This is a genomic window from Streptacidiphilus jiangxiensis, from assembly GCF_900109465.1.
Classification (GTDB): Bacteria; Actinomycetota; Actinomycetes; order Streptomycetales; family Streptomycetaceae; genus Streptacidiphilus; species Streptacidiphilus jiangxiensis.
Window position 1 is genome coordinate 105,692 of record NZ_FOAZ01000013.1, and the last position, 15,916, is coordinate 121,607.

Genomic DNA, 15,916 nt, shown 5'->3' on the forward strand with positions numbered 1-15,916 from the left:
CCGACGGAGGCGCGACACGCAACGGCTGCGCCGAGGCAGCCGGGTGCGGCGCTGTGACCGGGTCGTGGTGAGGCCACGCGGGGCCCGCGCCAGGCGCCGGGTCGAACGCGGGCGGGGACTGGGCCTCGCGGTAGCCGAGGCGGGTGGCGTCGGCGGCCGGCGGGAGCGGCGCGGCAGGTGTCGGCGCGCCGGGCTGCGGGACGGCGCGGAGCGGGAGCGGCGACGGCGCGCCGAAGGCGGCAGGTGCGGGCGGGGTGTAGGTGTGATCCCGGCTGTCCTGGGTCGCAGCCGGCGCTGCCGGTTGCGGAGCCCGAGCCGGGGCCGACGGGGCGTAGCCGTGGGGCGGCGCCGGGTCCGAGGGCGGGACCGGCGGGGAGTAGAGCTGCGGTCCGGCGTCCGCAGCCGTCGCGGCCGGGCTCGGGGCCGTGCGGGGGACGAGACGGCGGCGGGCGGTGAGGGCGCGGAGTTCGTCACCGGTGGAGCGCGCGGCGCGCATCAGCTCGGAGCGTTGGAAGCGGCGGTCGGTGGTGCGGCCGCCGCCGTCGGAGAGGACGCGGGCGTCCTTGGGGGCGAACGGGAGGATGCCGACCACGGGCACGCCGAGCGTGCGGGAGATCTCCGCCGCGGCGTAGGGGCCCTCGCGGACCAGCAGCAGGGCCAGCGCGTCGCCCGCGCCGGCCGCGGTCAGCTCGGCGGCCAGCGCGGTGACGCGCGGGCGCGCGGTGCTGAGCCCGCGCAGCGTCGTACGGACGACGGCCAGGACCGCGTCGGCGCGTCGCGCCAGCACCGCGGAGGGGCCGTGGCCACCGGAGCGGCCGAGGTCGACGATGACGTCGCAGCCGTAGCCGTCGAGGGCCTGGCAGGCCTCGGCCAGCGGCTCCCAGGTGTAGACGAGCGCGGTGGCCTGTGCGGGATCGCTCAGCCCGGGGAGGAGCAGACGGTCACCGGTGCCCCGGGGGGACAGGTCGATGCACTGGTCCCACATCTCCTCCAGCAACCGACCGCGCCGGTCGGACAGGGCCAGGTGGCGCAGGCCCTTGTTGGCGTGGACCTCGCCCTGCAGGGCACCGGCCAGCACCGCGCCGCCGTCCGGGTCGGCCTCGACGAGCAGGACCCGGCGACGCTCCGTCAGCGGCCAGCTCAGCAGCAGCGCGAGGGCCGCGCTGGTCGCGCCGGGCGCGCCGGGGCCGCCGGTGATCGCGACAACCGTCATCAGCCGCCCCCGTTCGTGCCCGGAGGCGCGAGCAGCACGGCGAACTTGCCGCTCGCAACCAGGTCGGCGACGGCGTTGACCTGCGCCTGCGGCACGGCGACGTCCACGACGGTCGTCCCGTCGCTCTGCGAGACGTCGCCGACGGAGACGACGCGCACGACGGTGGACTGCAGCGTCGTCGCCGCGCCGGTCGCGCCGCCGCTCGGGAGGCTGTCCGCGCTGCCGCCGTTGCCCGTGGCGGAGGGCGTGTAGACGAGAGACACCCAGGCGCCGGCCTGGACCCCGGTGGCGGGCAGCTGCTCGGGCTTGGCCGAGACGCCGAGCACCGCCTGACCCGCCAGCACCAGCGGGTCGTTGGTGAGGTCGGCGGCGGTGAGCATCTGGCCGGCCTTGAGGTCGGTGGTGGCGCGCATGTCGAGGACGTGGCTGTCGGCGTTGAGCGGGTGGAGGGCTGGGTCGAGGGAGATCTGCACCACCGTCAGGTCGTCGGCGGTGATGGCCGATCCGGCGGGAACGTCATGGGCGAGGGCGAGCACGGGGACGCGCTGACCTGTCGTCAGGTAGAGCGCCGCGCCGCCCAGTCCGCCTGCGGCCACCAGGGCGACGCCGAGGGCGAGCACGGCCGGGCGGCGCCTGCGGCGTTGTGGGGCGCGCGCGGGTGCGGTGGCCGGGCGCTGTCCGGCCGTGAGCGTCGGCGACGCGGGGGCTTCCACCGTGGTTCGCCTCTTTCCTTGATCCGTTCGGGGCTGTTCCGGGGTTGTGCCGGGGCTCTACGCGGTGCGGTGGTGCGCTGGAGCGGTCAGTTGAGGACCTGGATCTCCTTGATCTGCAGGTTGAGGAAGTTGCTGCTCGGCAGGTCGTCGAGGTTGAAGTCGCCCGTCTCGCCGGTGCTGGCGACCCAGTGGACGTGCCAACTGACGAGCGCTGTCACGACGTAGGAGTTGCTCGCGCGGGCGTAGGACGTCGTGCAGGCCTTCACCAGGGACCCGTGGTACACGGTGCCGGGGTTGGGGCACTTGACGATGCCGTCGCCGGTGTCCCAGATCACCTGCGGGGACCACAGGTACGCGGTGACGGTGAGCCCGGGAATGCTGGCCTGGGCCCAGGCCCTCTGGTTCTGGGGGATCCAGGAGTGGTGGAAGTCGTTGTTGGTGCGTCCGAGCCAGAGCATGACGGGCAGGTTGACCAGGCCGGGCTGGTCGGGATGACCGGGACGCTTACCGGCCGGCGCACTGGCGATCGTCGGATAGTTGCGGGGGATCTTCGCGGCCGCCCACGCGGCCACCTCGCCGGGCGTCATGTGAGGTGGCAGCGGTGGCGGAGCGGCGAGCCACACGCTCACCGTGCCGCCGCCCAGGGTGAGCGCGCAGGTGCGGACGTAGACGGCGCCGTCACCGGGCCGGTGTCCCTGCCACAGCGGATCGCCGGCGGGCGGCTGCGGCTGCATCGGCTCGTAGTAGCAGCCGTCCTGGGAGGAGAGCCAGCCGATGCCGGGGATGTAACAGGCCATCGGCACGCCGTTGTAGGAGCAGGCGATGCTGCCGCCTCCTCCCCCGCCCCCGCCTCCTCCTCCGCCGCCGCCCGGCGGGGAGCCGCCGGCGCCGACGGTGACGCACACGTAGAGGTTGTCGCAGGGGCCGACTCCCGCCTGCGCGGTGCCGCCGGAGCCCACGACGAGGCCGCCCAGCACCAGCGCGAGCGTGGCCCCGGTGCGTGTCCAGGCGCGGGCCCAGCCGCGCGCCCGCGTCAACATGTCCGGCCCGTCTCGCGGGTGACCTGGCTGATCATCCAAGCTCCCTCGACGGTCCGGGCCGTCACCACGAGCGAGTAGCGCAGGAGTCGGTGGTCGGGTTCGCTGATCCCCTTGCCGTCGGCCGTGACCTGGTGCCAGTCGGACACGTCGAGGCAGTCCTGAAGGGTGGCCTGACTCTCGCCGCGCGCGCCGGGCAGCGATCCGACGGCGGTGACCACCGGCCGGATGCGGGGGGCGCCGGCCATCCGCAGACCACCGGAGACGAGTCGCACCACGTCGGCGTAACTCTCGCTCAGCGCCGCGCCGGTGGCGTAGGTGGACAGGTCGCTGCCGTCCGCACGGCCGGTGGCCATGGCGCGTATCTGCGCTGCCCAGTAGCCCTGGTAGACGCGGAGCACCACGACGGCGACGGGGCCGTCGACGGCCTTGGCCGAACTCAGGCCCGGCGGCGGCGGACTGTAGGGGGACGCCGATGCGCCGTCGAGGGTCTGGGCGCTGCCACCGTTCCCACAGGCCGTCAACAGCGCGCCGAGGGTGGCGAGAAGGGCCGCTCCGACCAGCCCGCGCACCACGACGGAACGCGTGGTGTCACGTAAAGGGTGGTTCAGGAACGATGGTCCCAGGCGCCGCATGGCTCCCCCCTTGCCGTCGATTCCCCAGTTGACGGTGTTCAGCACCATATGCCTCGCACGGCCCGCTGTCCCGGCTTGTGGCTGAAATTCTCCCCAACGTAATGCTCACGTCAATGCCGAACGCAGGAATATGCCAAAGTCAATACCCAGGAGGGACGAATCCGCGCCGCACACCGCCTCCGAGCAGGCCGCGAAGCGCCGCCCGGTTGCGCAGCAGCAGCCGACTGCCGACCGGTGGACCGGCCCAGTGCACGTCCGGGCGCGCGCCCGGCGTGGGCTCCGGCTCCGACGCGGCGAGCGCCGGATGGAGGACGCCCGGGTCCAGGACGGCGGGAGCGCCCGGCAGGCCCGTCTCCAGGAGCCCGCCCAGGGCCTCCGCCAGCGCGCCGGCACAGGCCGGGGGCGCGTTGCGGCCCCGGCGCGAGGGCTCGTAACGCGCCACTCGCCCCCAGACGGGGACGGCGGCCGGGAGCGTCTCCTCCCAGCGCGGCCACTCCTGCCAGGCCTCGGGCTCCGCAGCCAGGTCCAGCACCAGCAGCGACTCCGCGGCCGCGCCGTGCGCCATCGCGCTGGTCACCCAGTCGCAGGGGAGCCCGCGCCGCGCCGCGCTGTCCCGCAGGCTGCCCGCCACCACCACGACCGGCCGCCGACGCCGCTGGTCCCAGACGAGCTGACCCGCCAGGTACACCAGCAGCAGCCGACCCTCCCGGGCGGCGGCCTGCTGCAGCGCCGCGAGGACGGCGTTGGCGTCGGTCTCCGGATGCACGGTGGTGACCCGGCAACGTCCCGGACCCGCATCCACCAGCGTCCCCGTCACGGCGCGCCAGAAGCGCTGCGCGCCCGCCGCCGCGCCCAGCGACCCCGCGAAGGACCGCTCCCCCGGGCACTCGGCGCCGAGGAGCACCAGCTCCACCCCGAGATCCACCTGCTCCCCCAGCCACGTTCAACCAGCCACGTTCCACCAGCGATGTTCGACGAGCCACGTCCCGCCACGGTCCGGACCTGCTGACGCCGTCCCCCCGGCGCCCGTCCGCTCGGCCTGCGGCGGACGCGCGTGCGAAAACGGCCGCACCACACGTCCCACCTGCTCGCCCCGGCCCTGTACCCCCTCCCGGCGCGGGAAAACCCGCTGTCTCGGCAGCCGAACCGCCCCCGCCCTCGGGACCTACTTCCCTACCCGTTCACGCCTTCATGATCCAGGCTGGACCCATGACAACGAACGGGGAGACACCGGAGGAGGAAGCCATGCGCCATGAAGACTGCGTCGACCTGCTCTCCCGCAACTCCGTCGGGAGGGTCGTCTTCACCCGGCACGCGATCCCGGACGTGCTGCCGGTCCACTTCGCCTACGACAGCGGCAGCGACACCATCCGCATCCCCGCGCCGCGCGGCTCACGGCTGGCCGCGTCGGTCGACGGGACCGTCGTCGCCCTGCAGGTCGAGGAGATCGACCCGGGCACGCTCAGCGGGCGTTCCGTCCTCGTCCACGGCCGGGCCGAGGCGGGCACCGCCGGTTCGCTGATCCGGCTGCACCCGGAGCTGATCAGCGGACGGGTGCTGGCCGACAGCGCGGCGTGAGCTGCGCCACATTCAGGAGGGGCGGGGCGGCGGCTACGCTCCGGAACCATGACCACCTTCGCCACCCTTGAAGACCTGGCCGCTGCCGTCGGCACCGAGCTCGGCACCAGCGACTGGCACCTCGTCGACCAGCGCCGCGTCGACCTGTTCGCCGAGGCGACCGGCGACCACCAGTGGATCCACGTCGACCCGGAGCGTGCGAAGGACGGGCCGTTCGGCACCACGATCGCGCACGGCTACCTGACCCTGTCGCTGATCCCGGTGCTGGCCAAGGAGTGCTACGCCGTCGAGGGCGTCCGGATGGCCGTGAACTACGGCTCGGAGAAGGTGCGCTTCCCGGCGCCCGTCCCGGTCGGCTCGTCCGTCCGGGCGACCGCCGAACTGGTCTCCGCCGAGCCGGTCGCGGGCGGCCTGCAGGTCGTCGTCCGCTACACGATCGTCGGCGAGCAGGGCGGCAAGCCGCACTGCGTCGCCGACACCATCACGCGCTTCTACGCCTGACGCGGAAGCCGACACCGGCCCGACACGCGCGCGGTGACCGTCCCCCGTCCGGGGCGGTCACCGTGCGCTTCGTGCGTTGTCGCTGACCGGCGGGGTGCGAGGTGCGCGGGTAGGCTGCGAAAGATCGTCACGCAGTGTCGTCACGCAGTTCACCGCGTCTCCTGGAGGTGCTGTGCCCGGCCGTGCCCGCCCCGAGGGTTCTCCCCGCCCCGCGGATCCGTCCTCGCCGTCGACCTCACCCGCACTCCCCCTGTCGCCCGACTGGTTCGGCCGCGTGCGTCCGGAGGGGTTCGGCTGCGCGGCCGAGCCGACGGGCGAGCGACTGGAGCGGATCCGCCGCTCGCCGCAGTTCGTCGACGGCGCCTTCCGCAACCCCGTCCGCACCCGCCGGATACTGCCCGGAACCACCTGGGCGGCGCTGCAGGCCGGTCTCACCGAGCATCGCGACCGCCGCCGTCCCGCCGGCGCCGTCCCCGTGCACCGGCTGACCGCCGAGCAGCTCGCCCTGCCCGCCGTGACGGGTCTGCGGCTCACCTGGCTGGGCCACGCCGGCGTGCTCGCCGAGATCGACGGCCGCCGGGTCCTGTTCGACCCGGTCTTCGGGGAGCGCTGCTCCCCGATCCCGGGCTTCGGCCCGCGACGGCTGCACCCCAACCCGATCCCGCCCGCCGAGCTCGGCGCGGTGGACGTGGTGGTCATCTCCCACGACCACTACGACCACCTGGACCTGCCGGCCGTGCGCGCGCTCGCCGCCTGCGGCGCCGTCTTCGCCGTGCCGCTGGGGGTCGGCGCCCACCTGGAGTTCTGGGGCGTGCCGCCGGAACGGGTCGTCGAGCTCGACTGGCACGAGTCCGCGCAGGTCGCCGGGCTGACGCTGACCGCCGCCCCCGCCCGCCACTACTGCTCGCGGGGGCTGCGCACCAGCCGCTACCAGCTGTGGGCCTCCTGGGTCGTCTCCGGCGGCGGGCACCGGGTCTTCCACAGCGGCGACACCGGCTACTTCCACGGCTTCGCCGAGATCGGCGCCCAGCACGGCCCCTTCGACGCGGCGATGATCCAGATCGGCGCGTACAGCCGCTTCTGGCCGGAGGTCCACATGACGCCCGAGGAGGGCGTCCGGGCCCACCTCGACCTGGGCGGCGGGGTGCTGGTGCCGATCCACTGGTGCACCTTCGACCTCGCGCCGCACCCGTGGGAGGAGCCGATCGAGCGCACCCTCGCGGCGGCGCTCGCCCATGACGTGCCCGTCGCGACGCCCCGCCCCGGCGAGCCCTTCGAACCCGCCGAGCCGCTGCCGCAGCGCGCCTGGTGGCGCGTGATCGCGGCACCCGGCGCGCACGAGGACGTCGACGGCGACACCCAGGCGCTGGTCCCCGTACCGTCGGAGCTCACCGCCACGACGGCCGGGGAGCCCGACCGTCCGGACGAGGACGACGCGGTGGGTGCGCCGGCCTGAGGCCGGCAACGGTTCGGCGGCCGCTCAGCGGCGCCGCAGCGCCAGCAGCCGGAAGGTCGGGTCGGCGCGCTTGCGGTCCTGGTCCGGGAGCGCGGCCAGCTCGTCGAGGATGCGCGCCTTGTCCTCGGGCGTGAGCCGCCGGGTCCAGAACTGGTAGCGGTCGTTGCGGATCAGGTCCGCCAGGGAGGCGGGCGTGGTGCCGCGCAGACGGGCGGTGAACGCCCCCTCCGCCACCGGCTCCAACCCGAACTCGGCGCCGTGCGCCACGATCCGCTCGGTGGCGTCCTGCTCGGCCGCGCCCACCGCGTTGCCGCGGCGGGGCCGCAGGTCGCCGAGCACGTCGTCGATGTCACTGCCGACGTCGTGGCCGGAGTCCTTGTCCACGGTGCAGACGACGGTGCCGCCGGGCCGCAGCACCCGCGCGAACTCGGCGACGACCGGACGCGAGTCCGGCAGCAGGTGCAGCAGCCACACACTCGTCACCGCGTCCAGGACGCCGTCCCGGAACGGCAGCCGCTCCGCACGCGCCCGCACGGCCCGCCCGGGCAGTCGGTCGTGGGCCAGCCGCAGCATCGCCTGCGTCAGATCCACGACGACGACCTCCCGGTCCTCCCGCCGCAACCTCCGCCCGATGATCCCCGTCCCCCCACCGACGTCGGCGAGCAGCCCCACGCCCTGTGGCAACAGCGCCTCGATCCCCTCGACGGCGGCCTGCGCCCGCACCTCACCCCCGCGCGACTCGTCGTACCGGGCGGCCTCGGTCTCCCAGGAGAACTTCGTCGTCGTCATGCGCCGCAGCGTACGCCCACCATGATCGCCCGTCACCAGCCGGGAACACCCCTGCACACCGGCTCGTTCGCACACCCGGGAGGGCAGGAGGGGGTCGGATGCGGACACGGCAGAGGGATCGCGACGTCGAGGGCCCTCGGTCGCCCTGGGACGAGGTGGTACCGGGCCTGTGGATGGGTGGCCACGTCTGGACCGATCCGGCCGGCGAGCTCCGGGCGGCGGTCGTGAACGAGGAGTTCGACCTCGTCGTCAGCCTCTTCGCCCGCGCGGGCCACGGCCCGGCCCCGCACGTCGACCACCTGGTGGCGGAGATGCCGGACGGCCCCCTGTCCGCCGAGCAGCTCCGGGCGGTGCAACACCTCGCCGCCGCCACCCATGAGGCGTTGCGCGCCCACCGGACCGTGCTGGTCCGCTGCCACTCCGGCTACAACCGCTCGGGGCTGGTCGTCGCCCAGACCCTGTTCCTGGCCGGGCTGGCCCCAGCCGCGGCGATCGAGCTCATCCGCCGGCGGCGCTCGCCCTGGGCCCTCCACAACGCCACCTTCGTCGACTACTTGACGACGGGGCTGGACGTCGCCGTTCTCCTCACCGACCTCGAGCCCCCGTAGGCCGACCTCACCGCAGGCGCCAGGGGGTGCGGGCGCCGGAGCTGAAGGCCGCCTGGCCCTCGGCCAGGGCCGACGGGTCGTTGCCGACCTGGATGAGGGTCTTGGCCACGTCGAGGGCCTGGCGGTAGCCGAGCTCCTGGGCGTACCAGACCGCGCGAAGCGTGGCCTGGACGGCGAGTGGGGGTTGGGAGGCGATCGCGCGGGCGACGCGGGAGGCGGCGTCGCGCAGTTCGGAGGCGGGGACGATCTCCTGGACCAGGCCGATCTCGTAGGCGCGCTGGGCGCTGAGGCGTTCGTGGTTGCCGAGCAACTGCATCCGCATGACCTCGCCGAGCGGCATCCGCTGCAGCATCGCCATCGACTCGAAGACCGAGGCCATGCCGTAGGTCGTGTGCGGGTCGAAGAAGGTCGCATGGTCGGCGGCGATGATGAACTCCACCTGGCCCAGCAGGTAGAACGCGCCGCCGCAGGCCATGCCGTTGACCGCGGCGATGACGGGCTTCCACAGGTCGCCCGCCGTCTTGGGGCTGATCCAGTCGCCGGGGTCGTCGAAGTGCAGCGGGGTGCCCCCGCGCGTGCCGACCCGGAGCTCGGGGTCGCCGAGGGCGCCGCGGTCGACGCCGGTGCAGAAGGCGCGGTCGCCCGCGCCGGTCAGCACGACGACGCGGACGGTGTCGTCCTCGCGCAGGTCGTGCCAGAGGGAGCGCAGCTCCCGGAGCATGCGGGCGTCGAAGGCGTTGTGGACCTCGGGCCGGTCCAGCGTCACCCAGGCGACGCCGTCCTCGCCCGCCTCGTAGTCCAGGGTCTCAAAGCGGCCCACTCGGATCCTCCCGCCCTCTGGTGCAACGAATGAGAACACGTTCTACTAGTGCCTCATCGTCCGCCATCGGCGCGGGAGGGGGAAGGGCATGCGCGAACAACGTCACGGGCGCCGCATCATGATGACCACCGAGGAGCGCGACGCGTTCCTCGGCGAGCAGCGCGTCTGCCGCGTGGCGACCGTCTCCGGGGACGGGCGGCCGCACGTGACACCGCTCTGGTTCGCCTGGGACGGCTCGGCGCTGTGGCTGTACTCCATCGTGCGCAGCCGCCGCTGGACCGAGCTGCAGACCGATCCGCGGGTCGCGGTCGTCGTCGACTCCGGCGAGGAGTACGGGGAACTGCGCGGGGTGGAGTTGACCGGCTCGGTCGAACCCGTCGGGGAGGCGCCGCGCACCGGCCAGAAACCGGTGGCCGCCCTGGAACTCGTCGAGAAGGTCTTCGCGGTCAAGTACGGCTTCGGCGAGCAGATGTTCCACGACGGCCGCCACGCGTGGCTGCGGCTCGCCCCGGAGACGCTCACCTCCTGGGACTTCCGCAAGCTGGGCGGCCGGTTCCGGCGCTGACCGGCACCGCGAGCACGACTCCTGGGCAAGGTTGCGCAGATCACAACGATCAGGCAGTTGCGGTCTGAAACGATGGGGTGGTGACAGCCGCGACACCGCCCAAGCCCCACGACGCCCCCACCGAGGCCTCCCCCACCGAGATCAACGGGTTCGACGACCTGCTGCGACTCGACGAGATCGACCAGGGGCTCTTCCGCGGCTGGTGCCACGCCGGCGCGCCGCTGCGCGCCTTCGGCGGGCAGGTCGCCGCACAGGCGCTGGTCGCGGCGGGACGCACGGTGAGCCCCGGACGGCTGGTCCACTCGCTGCACGGCTACTTCATGCGCCCGGGCGACCCGCGCCGCCCGCTGGTCTACGAGGTCGAGGCGCTGCGCGACGGCGGCTCCTACACCACCCGCCGGGTCACCGCGATCCAGCGCGGCGAGGCCGTCTTCACCCTCTCCGCCTCCTTCAAGGTCCCCGAGGAGAGCCCCGACCGCCAGCGCGAGATCCCGGAGCTGCCCTCGCCGGAGGACCTGCCGGACCCGTACGCGGCATGGGCGGCCGGCGGACCGGAGAACTACTGGGGCACCACCGGTCGGCTCACCCTCGACATGCGCATCATCCCCCGCGACCAGCCCGGCCTTCCCGTCGAACTCCCGGGCGTGGCGCAACAGTTCGTCTGGCTGAAGGCCGCGCAGCCGCTGCCGGACGACGAGCCGCTGATGCACGTCTGCGCGCTCGCCTACCTCTCCGACCTGACCCTCGCCTCCACCGCCGCGCTCCACGTCCAGGCCCCGCGCGCGGAGCGGACCGAGCCCTCCCGGATCAGCCTGGCGTCGCTGGACCACGCGATGTGGTTCCACCGCCCCTTCCGCGCGGACGAGTGGCTGCTGTTCGCCCAGCGCAGCCCCTCCTCCTCGGACGGCCGCGGCCTCGCACAGGGCGAGTTCTACACGCGCGACGGGCGCCTGGTCGCCTCCGTGGTCCAGGAGGCCCTGATCCGCGTGAGACGCGCCAAGGCCGAGTAGCCGCGTAGCCGCGTACGAGTGGCCGGATAACCGGATGCCCCCGGCCGACCCGCGCGGCTAGCGTCCCCGCAGGGACGGATCTGTGCGAAGGGGCGGGCGGATGGAACTGCGCTTGGACGGGCCGGTGCTGGAGGGATCGCTGGTGCGGCTCGAACCGCTGGAGCACCGCCACGCGGCGGATCTCGCCGAGGCCGCGAGTCAGGAGCGCGACAGCTACGGCTTCACCCACGTGCCCGAGGCGCACGAGGTCGGCGCGTACATCGACGCGCAGCACGGACGCCGGGCCACCGGCATGCTCGCACCCTACGCACAGATCTCCCGCGCGACCGGCCGCGCCGTCGGCTGCACGGCCTACTGGCTGCCCCGCTGGACGGAGTGGCTCCCCGAGCTCCGGCTGTTCGCCGTCGAGGTCGGCTTCACCTGGCTGGCCGCGTCGGCGCAGGGCACCGGCATCAATGCCGACGCCAAGCTGCTGCTGTTCCGACACGCCTTCGAGGCGTGGGGCGTGGACCGGGTGGACCTGAAGACCGACGCGCGCAACGCGCGCTCCCGCGCCGCGATCGCCTCCGTCGGCGCCACGTTCGAGGGCGTGCTGCGGCGGTCCGGCCCCTCCTGGGCACCCGAGGACGCGGGCGGGCTGCGCGACGGGGCGATCTTCTCGATCATCGCCGCCGAGTGGCCGGAGCGCCGCGCCGCACTCGAGGCGCGCGTGGCCAGGGCGGTGGCCAGGGCCGCAGCGTCCGGGCCGGAGGCCCTACGCTGACGGTCATGAAGATCGACGACGTCACCGAGATCCTGCGCGAGGCCGCCGAGGCCGCGATCCTGCCCCGCTTCGGGGCGCTGGCGGCCGGCGAGGTCAGCGAGAAGACCCCCGGTGAGGTCGTCACCGTCGCCGACCGCGAGGCCGAGGTGCTGATCAGCCGTCGGCTTCGGGAGCTGCTGGACGTGCCGGTCGTCGGCGAGGAGGCCACGTCCGCCGACCCGTCGCTGCCGCGTGCGCTCGTCGAGGCGCCCGCCGCGTGGGTGGTCGACCCCGTCGACGGCACCGGGAACTTCATCGCCGGGCGGCCCGAGTTCGCGGTCATGGCGGCGCTGGTCCGTGACGGGGTGTCGGTGGCCGCCTGGATCCTGCGGCCCGTCTCCGGCATCGCCTACGTCGCCGAGCGCGGCTCGGGCGCCTGGCGCGACGGCACCCGGCTGCGGCGCGAGCCCGCGCCCGCCGAGACCGGCGCGCTGCGCGGCGACGCGATGACCCGATTCCTCTCCGACGCCCGGCGCGAGGCCGTCGCGGCGGCGGCCCCGCACTTCGCCTCGGTCGGTCGTGGCGCCAGCTGCGCCGGCGTCGACTACCCGCGCGTGGTCGAGGGCGAGCGGGACTTCGTGCTGTACCACCGGACGCTGCCGTGGGACCACGCGCCCGGCACGCTGCTGCTGGAGGAGGCGGGTGGCGCGGCCCGCCGCCTCGACGGCTCCCCCTACCTCCCCGGCGACGACCGCACCGGCCTGCTGGCGGCGGCCGATCCCGCCTGCTGGGAGCGGACCCGATCGCTGCTGGCCTGACGTCAGCAGCGAAACCCGGTGCGCGGTTGAACCGAAGGGGCGGCGGGAGCGTATCCCTGGCGACAGCGCCCCACTCACCACACCGGGAGCACACATGACCGCGATCCCCGACCAGCCCAGGGACCACGGCGGCACCGAGACCACCACCCGGCGCACGGTTCTCGCCGGCGCGGGCGCGGTGGGGGCCGCGGCCGTCCTCGCCGCCTGTTCCAGCGGCAGCAGCGGTGGCACGGCGACGTCGGCACCGCCGCAGACCGCCGACGCGGGCGGCGGTGGCGCCACTCCGAGCCAGGGCGGCGGCTCCGGGACGGTGCTCGGCCCGACCTCGGACGTGCCGGTGGGTGGCGGCAAGGTCTACGCCTCGCAGAAGGTCGTCGTCACCCAGCCCACGGCCGGGACGTTCAAGTGCTTCACCGCCGTCTGCACCCACATGGGCTGCACGGTCGGCAGCGTCTCCGGCGGCACCATCAACTGCCCGTGCCACGGCAGCCAGTACCACATCACGGACGGCACCGTCGCCGCCGGTCCGGCGCCGAGCCCGCTCGCGCCGGAGCCGTTCAAGGTCAGCGGCGGCGAGATCACGCTCACCTGACGCGACCGCCGCGCCGAACGAGAACCCCGTTCCACCGCCGGGTGGCGCTGCCGCGCCACCCGGTGCACCCGGACGTTCGCGCTGACGAGGCGTCATACACGTGCAACGTGGTTCCCGGTACCATGGCGGCGTGTCCAAGGTAGACCTGTCCCCCAGGCCGGTCGAGACCATGTCTCCCCGCCAGTTGGAACGCCGGAAGCACCTGATCGACGCAGCCCTCACGCTGGTCTCCGAGACCGGCGTGGAACGCCTGCAGATGAAGCAGGTCAGCGAGCGCTCTGGGGTCGCCCTCGGGACGACGTACCGGTACTTCTCCTCCAAGGACCACCTGCTGGCGGCGGCCGCCTCGGACTGGCGCGCCAAGCTGATGGACGACCTCGCGGCCGAGCTGCGCGGCTCCGTCCCGGTGGCGCGGGGCAGCGAGCGCGTCGTCCGGTTCGTGCGCCGCGGGATGCGGGCGTTCCAGCGCCAGCCGAATCTGGCGCGCCTGCTGGTCACCGTCTCCGTCTCGACCGACCCGTTCGCGAGCGAGGTCGTCGACGCGATGGCGGCGACGGGCCGCGCGTCGTTGCTGGCGCTGATGCCGGACGTGCCGCCTGCGGCGCGCGAGGTGGTGCCGCACCTGATCGACGCCGCCTGGCAGAGCGAGCTGGTGGCGTGGGTGACGGGCCGCAGCACCATCGCCGACGCCTTCGCCCGCCTCGACGAGGTCATCCGCTTGGTCCTCGCCCCGTACGGGGCGGGCTCCGTCGCGGTCTGAGCGCACGCGCCTCGCCGGAGCGACGGAGCCCGGAGGGGACGCGGCTCAGTCGACCCGGTCGCTCACCAGCCGCGCGTGCAGGTGCTCGTCGTGCAGTTCGCCGTCCCCGTACCGGTACGACGAACGCAGCGTGCCCTCCAGCAGGAATCCGGCCTTCGCCGCGACGCGGCAGGACGCGGGGTTCTCCAGCGCGTGCAGGAGCTGGAGCCGCGTCAGACCGAGCTCGCCGAACGCCCAGTCGGCGACCGCCCGCAGCGCCGCAGTGCAGACGCCTCGTCGACGGGCCCGTGGGACGACCCGGTAGCCGATCTCCGCGGCGGAGTTCTCCGTGTCGATGTCGAACAGTGAGATCGCCCCGAGCAGCCTGCCGCCCGCGGCGTCGAAGACGCACCACTGCGGCGCGGTGCCCCCGTTCCAGTCCGACCAGCGCTCGCACCAGGCCAGGGCCGTCGCCTCGTCGGTGACGGTGGTCAGCGCGTTCCACTTCCGGATCTCGGCCTCCTGCGCCATCGCCAGCACGTCCTCGGCCTCGCGCGGCGACGGAGGCCGCAGCAGGTAGCCGTGGGCGACGAGTTCGACGGGCTCGAGGGGGCGATCGGGTATGTGCATGCCCGGCATTGTGCCGGAGGTCGACGCCCCGGGTCGCACCCTTTGTTTTGACAGCGCTGCTCCCCGCGCCGCTCACAGCGCCGCGAAGACGTGTTCCGCGCGGCACAGGGCGGTGTGGAGGTGGACCGGGTCGGTGAGGAAGCCGCTGCCGTCCGGTGGGATGAGCCAGTGGTAGGGGCCGTGCGAGACGCGCGGGAAGGGAACCCGGAGCGGGTGTCCGCGACCCGCCGCGCTCACGCCGCGGATCGGCGGGGCCCAGCTGCCGGCGGTGCCCACCGGCACCAGGACGGAGACGAGCCGCTCGGCGACCGCGCAGAGGGCCGGGCCTGCGCCCCCGGCGAGGCGCAGGCGGTCCAGTGCCTCCAGGCCGAGCTCGAGCTCGGCGCGGACCACGTCCCAGACGATGCCCACGGCGAGCTCGGCGCTGCCGTCCGGGCGGCCGTTCCATTCGGCCAGGGTCAGGCCGGGGACGGGCGCCGCGCGCAGCAGCCAGCCGATCGCCCGTGAGCTGTCCGCCATGGCAGGAGGGTAGGGCCCAGCCCACGGGGGACGCATCCCGATTGCGCGTTATTGCGAATCTCGCCCGAGTTGTGGTGGCACGGATGCATCAATCATCTCGTCGGCCTGCGCGATCCCGGCCATTACCGAAGTGAGCAGGTGGCGCGCCGCCGAGCCGTAGCGGGCGACCGCGACATAGCGGTCGAAGACCTTGCGGTAGAGCGCGATCTCGGCCGGTTCGGTGACGTTGACCTCGGCCGTCCAGGTCTCCACCTGCACCAACCGGTCGTCGAAGATCCAGAACGAGTGCAGCGGCGCCAGCGGCAGCGGCGCGCTGTCGGGGACGAGCCCGAGCCGGACGCCCGGCAGCGAGCCCACGGCGAGGAGGCGGTCCAACTGCCCGCGGTGCGCGTCCGCCGCGCAGAGCCGGGCCCGCAGGGCGGACTCGGTCAGCACGAAGTGGAACTCGTGTCCGGCGTGGTAGAGCACCCGCTGACGCTCCATTCGGGCCTCGACCGCCTGCGGCACGTCGTCCGGAGTGCCCTGGAGCGAGACGAGCCCGGTGAACAGCGCCCGCGCGTACTCCGCGGTCTGCAGCAGGCCGGGGACCATGCCCGGTTCGAAGACCCGCAGCACGGTGGTCGCCCGGTCCAGCTCCATGCCGACGCGCTGACGCGGCGCGTGCCCCGCTCGCAGCGAGCGGCGCCAGGTGACGTAGTGGCTGTCCAGCGCCTGCAGCCGGGCGCTGAGCTCGGCGGCGGCGTCCGGCTCGCCGCAGGCCTGCGCCCAGGCCTCCAGGTCGGCGGCGGTCGGGGTCTGCCGGCCGTGCTCGATCCTGGAGACCTTGGACGGCGCCCAGCCGAGCCGCTGCGCGAGCTCCTTGCCGTTCAGGCCCGCGTCCCGGCGCAAGCGGTGCAACCAGGCACCCAGCGCCTCGCGTTCGCGCTGAAAGTCCGTCATGGCGTCGCCCTC

General features: G+C 74.1%; 20 protein-coding genes. 10 read left to right on the forward strand and 10 right to left on the reverse strand.

The features are described 5' to 3' along the window. From BMY61_RS46425 to BMY61_RS24210, 5 genes are all read right to left on the reverse strand, one after another. Window positions 1–1,213 (reverse strand): CpaE-like family protein (locus BMY61_RS46425; protein ID WP_075004040.1); only part of this gene is annotated, 1,213 nt, incomplete at its 3' end. Further along, window positions 1,213–1,926: an SAF domain-containing protein gene (locus BMY61_RS24195; protein ID WP_042444169.1), complete on the reverse strand. Its 714-nt coding sequence runs from the start codon at window positions 1,924–1,926 to the stop codon at window positions 1,213–1,215. The genes BMY61_RS46425 and BMY61_RS24195, both read right to left, overlap by 1 nt. Window positions 1,927–2,012: 86 nt before the next feature. Then, window positions 2,013–2,966 carry a hypothetical protein gene (locus tag BMY61_RS46430; RefSeq protein WP_042444171.1) on the reverse strand — a complete coding sequence of 318 codons (954 nt, stop codon included), beginning with the start codon at window positions 2,964–2,966 and terminating at the stop codon, window positions 2,013–2,015. After that, a complete protein-coding gene (locus BMY61_RS24205) occupies window positions 2,960–3,598 on the reverse strand; it encodes a hypothetical protein (RefSeq protein ID WP_143094494.1) in 639 nt (212 codons plus the stop codon). Before BMY61_RS24205 ends, BMY61_RS46430 begins: the two co-directional genes overlap by 7 nt. 139 nt (window positions 3,599–3,737) lie before the next feature. Then, complete coding sequence (locus tag BMY61_RS24210; protein WP_042444175.1) at window positions 3,738–4,511, reverse strand: hypothetical protein; 774 nt, start codon at window positions 4,509–4,511, stop codon at window positions 3,738–3,740. 332 nt (window positions 4,512–4,843) lie between these two features. Here BMY61_RS24210 and BMY61_RS24215 point away from each other — a divergent pair, with 332 nt between their 5' ends. From BMY61_RS24215 to BMY61_RS24225, 3 genes are all read left to right on the forward strand, one after another. Beyond that, window positions 4,844–5,176 carry a pyridoxamine 5'-phosphate oxidase family protein gene (locus tag BMY61_RS24215; protein WP_042444177.1) on the forward strand — a complete coding sequence of 111 codons (333 nt, stop codon included), beginning with the start codon at window positions 4,844–4,846 and terminating at the stop codon, window positions 5,174–5,176. Between the two features lie 48 nt (window positions 5,177–5,224). Continuing rightward, a complete protein-coding gene (locus BMY61_RS24220; protein WP_042444179.1) occupies window positions 5,225–5,677 on the forward strand; it encodes a MaoC family dehydratase in 453 nt (150 codons plus the stop codon). A gap of 274 nt (window positions 5,678–5,951) precedes the next feature. Then, complete coding sequence (locus BMY61_RS24225) at window positions 5,952–7,133, forward strand: MBL fold metallo-hydrolase (RefSeq protein WP_052438452.1); 1,182 nt, start codon at window positions 5,952–5,954, stop codon at window positions 7,131–7,133. 24 nt (window positions 7,134–7,157) lie between these two features. On the opposite strand, the gene BMY61_RS24235 is transcribed toward BMY61_RS24225, so the two are convergent. After that, window positions 7,158–7,922 (reverse strand): class I SAM-dependent methyltransferase, encoded by a 765-nt coding sequence (locus BMY61_RS24235; RefSeq protein WP_042444181.1) that lies wholly within the window; start codon window positions 7,920–7,922, stop codon window positions 7,158–7,160. Between the two features lie 98 nt (window positions 7,923–8,020). Here BMY61_RS24235 and BMY61_RS24240 point away from each other — a divergent pair, with 98 nt between their 5' ends. Next, complete coding sequence (locus BMY61_RS24240) at window positions 8,021–8,530, forward strand: protein-tyrosine phosphatase family protein (RefSeq protein WP_042444183.1); 510 nt, start codon at window positions 8,021–8,023, stop codon at window positions 8,528–8,530. A 7-nt stretch (window positions 8,531–8,537) separates the two neighbouring features. Here BMY61_RS24240 and BMY61_RS24245 read toward each other — a convergent pair whose 3' ends face one another. Then, a complete protein-coding gene (locus BMY61_RS24245; protein ID WP_082014829.1) occupies window positions 8,538–9,350 on the reverse strand; it encodes an enoyl-CoA hydratase/isomerase family protein in 813 nt (270 codons plus the stop codon). An 88-nt stretch (window positions 9,351–9,438) separates the two neighbouring features. Between BMY61_RS24245 and BMY61_RS24250 the strand changes: the two genes are divergently transcribed. The 6 genes from BMY61_RS24250 to BMY61_RS24275 all read left to right on the forward strand — a co-directional run bounded on the left by BMY61_RS24250 (window position 9,439) and on the right by BMY61_RS24275 (window position 13,837). Continuing rightward, a complete protein-coding gene (locus BMY61_RS24250) occupies window positions 9,439–9,915 on the forward strand; it encodes a pyridoxamine 5'-phosphate oxidase family protein (RefSeq protein ID WP_042444185.1) in 477 nt (158 codons plus the stop codon). 80 nt (window positions 9,916–9,995) lie between these two features. Beyond that, window positions 9,996–10,925 carry an acyl-CoA thioesterase gene (locus BMY61_RS24255; RefSeq protein ID WP_082014830.1) on the forward strand — a complete coding sequence of 310 codons (930 nt, stop codon included), beginning with the start codon at window positions 9,996–9,998 and terminating at the stop codon, window positions 10,923–10,925. A gap of 100 nt (window positions 10,926–11,025) precedes the next feature. Next, complete coding sequence (locus BMY61_RS24260) at window positions 11,026–11,688, forward strand: GNAT family N-acetyltransferase (protein ID WP_042444187.1); 663 nt, start codon at window positions 11,026–11,028, stop codon at window positions 11,686–11,688. 5 nt (window positions 11,689–11,693) lie between these two features. Beyond that, entirely contained in the window at window positions 11,694–12,485 is a 792-nt protein-coding gene (locus tag BMY61_RS24265; protein ID WP_042444189.1) for an inositol monophosphatase family protein, read from the forward strand. A gap of 94 nt (window positions 12,486–12,579) precedes the next feature. After that, window positions 12,580–13,077, forward strand: coding sequence for a Rieske (2Fe-2S) protein (locus tag BMY61_RS24270; RefSeq protein WP_042444191.1), 498 nt, complete (start codon window positions 12,580–12,582; stop codon window positions 13,075–13,077). Window positions 13,078–13,207: 130 nt separating this feature from the next. Next, window positions 13,208–13,837 (forward strand): TetR/AcrR family transcriptional regulator, encoded by a 630-nt coding sequence (locus tag BMY61_RS24275; protein ID WP_143094495.1) that lies wholly within the window; start codon window positions 13,208–13,210, stop codon window positions 13,835–13,837. Window positions 13,838–13,882: 45 nt separating this feature from the next. Here BMY61_RS24275 and BMY61_RS24280 read toward each other — a convergent pair whose 3' ends face one another. The 3 genes from BMY61_RS24280 to BMY61_RS24290 all read right to left on the reverse strand — a co-directional run bounded on the left by BMY61_RS24280 (window position 13,883) and on the right by BMY61_RS24290 (window position 15,904). Next, window positions 13,883–14,446 (reverse strand): GNAT family N-acetyltransferase, encoded by a 564-nt coding sequence (locus BMY61_RS24280; RefSeq protein ID WP_042444406.1) that lies wholly within the window; start codon window positions 14,444–14,446, stop codon window positions 13,883–13,885. A 72-nt stretch (window positions 14,447–14,518) separates the two neighbouring features. Further along, window positions 14,519–14,965 (reverse strand): hypothetical protein, encoded by a 447-nt coding sequence (locus tag BMY61_RS24285; protein WP_042444195.1) that lies wholly within the window; start codon window positions 14,963–14,965, stop codon window positions 14,519–14,521. Between the two features lie 48 nt (window positions 14,966–15,013). After that, window positions 15,014–15,904 (reverse strand): helix-turn-helix domain-containing protein, encoded by an 891-nt coding sequence (locus BMY61_RS24290; protein ID WP_052438455.1) that lies wholly within the window; start codon window positions 15,902–15,904, stop codon window positions 15,014–15,016. Window positions 15,905–15,916: the final 12 nt, after the last annotated feature.

Excerpts from the sequence above, each read along its gene's own strand:
- BMY61_RS24215 (WP_042444177.1), top strand. The coding sequence starts at position 4,844 with ATGCGCCATGAAGACTGCGTCGACCTGCTCTCCCGCAACTCCGTCGGG.
- BMY61_RS24280 (WP_042444406.1), bottom strand. The coding sequence starts at position 14,446 with ATGCACATACCCGATCGCCCCCTCGAGCCCGTCGAACTCGTCGCCCAC.
- BMY61_RS24240 (WP_042444183.1), top strand. The coding sequence starts at position 8,021 with ATGCGGACACGGCAGAGGGATCGCGACGTCGAGGGCCCTCGGTCGCCC.
- BMY61_RS24220 (WP_042444179.1), top strand. The coding sequence starts at position 5,225 with ATGACCACCTTCGCCACCCTTGAAGACCTGGCCGCTGCCGTCGGCACC.
- BMY61_RS24290 (WP_052438455.1), bottom strand. The coding sequence starts at position 15,904 with ATGACGGACTTTCAGCGCGAACGCGAGGCGCTGGGTGCCTGGTTGCAC.
- BMY61_RS24260 (WP_042444187.1), top strand. The coding sequence starts at position 11,026 with ATGGAACTGCGCTTGGACGGGCCGGTGCTGGAGGGATCGCTGGTGCGG.
- BMY61_RS24270 (WP_042444191.1), top strand. The coding sequence starts at position 12,580 with ATGACCGCGATCCCCGACCAGCCCAGGGACCACGGCGGCACCGAGACC.
- BMY61_RS46430 (WP_042444171.1), bottom strand. The coding sequence starts at position 2,966 with ATGTTGACGCGGGCGCGCGGCTGGGCCCGCGCCTGGACACGCACCGGG.
- BMY61_RS24205 (WP_143094494.1), bottom strand. The coding sequence starts at position 3,598 with ATGCGGCGCCTGGGACCATCGTTCCTGAACCACCCTTTACGTGACACC.
- BMY61_RS24265 (WP_042444189.1), top strand. The coding sequence starts at position 11,694 with ATGAAGATCGACGACGTCACCGAGATCCTGCGCGAGGCCGCCGAGGCC.
- BMY61_RS24250 (WP_042444185.1), top strand. The coding sequence starts at position 9,439 with ATGCGCGAACAACGTCACGGGCGCCGCATCATGATGACCACCGAGGAG.
- BMY61_RS24285 (WP_042444195.1), bottom strand. The coding sequence starts at position 14,965 with ATGGCGGACAGCTCACGGGCGATCGGCTGGCTGCTGCGCGCGGCGCCC.
- BMY61_RS24235 (WP_042444181.1), bottom strand. The coding sequence starts at position 7,922 with ATGACGACGACGAAGTTCTCCTGGGAGACCGAGGCCGCCCGGTACGAC.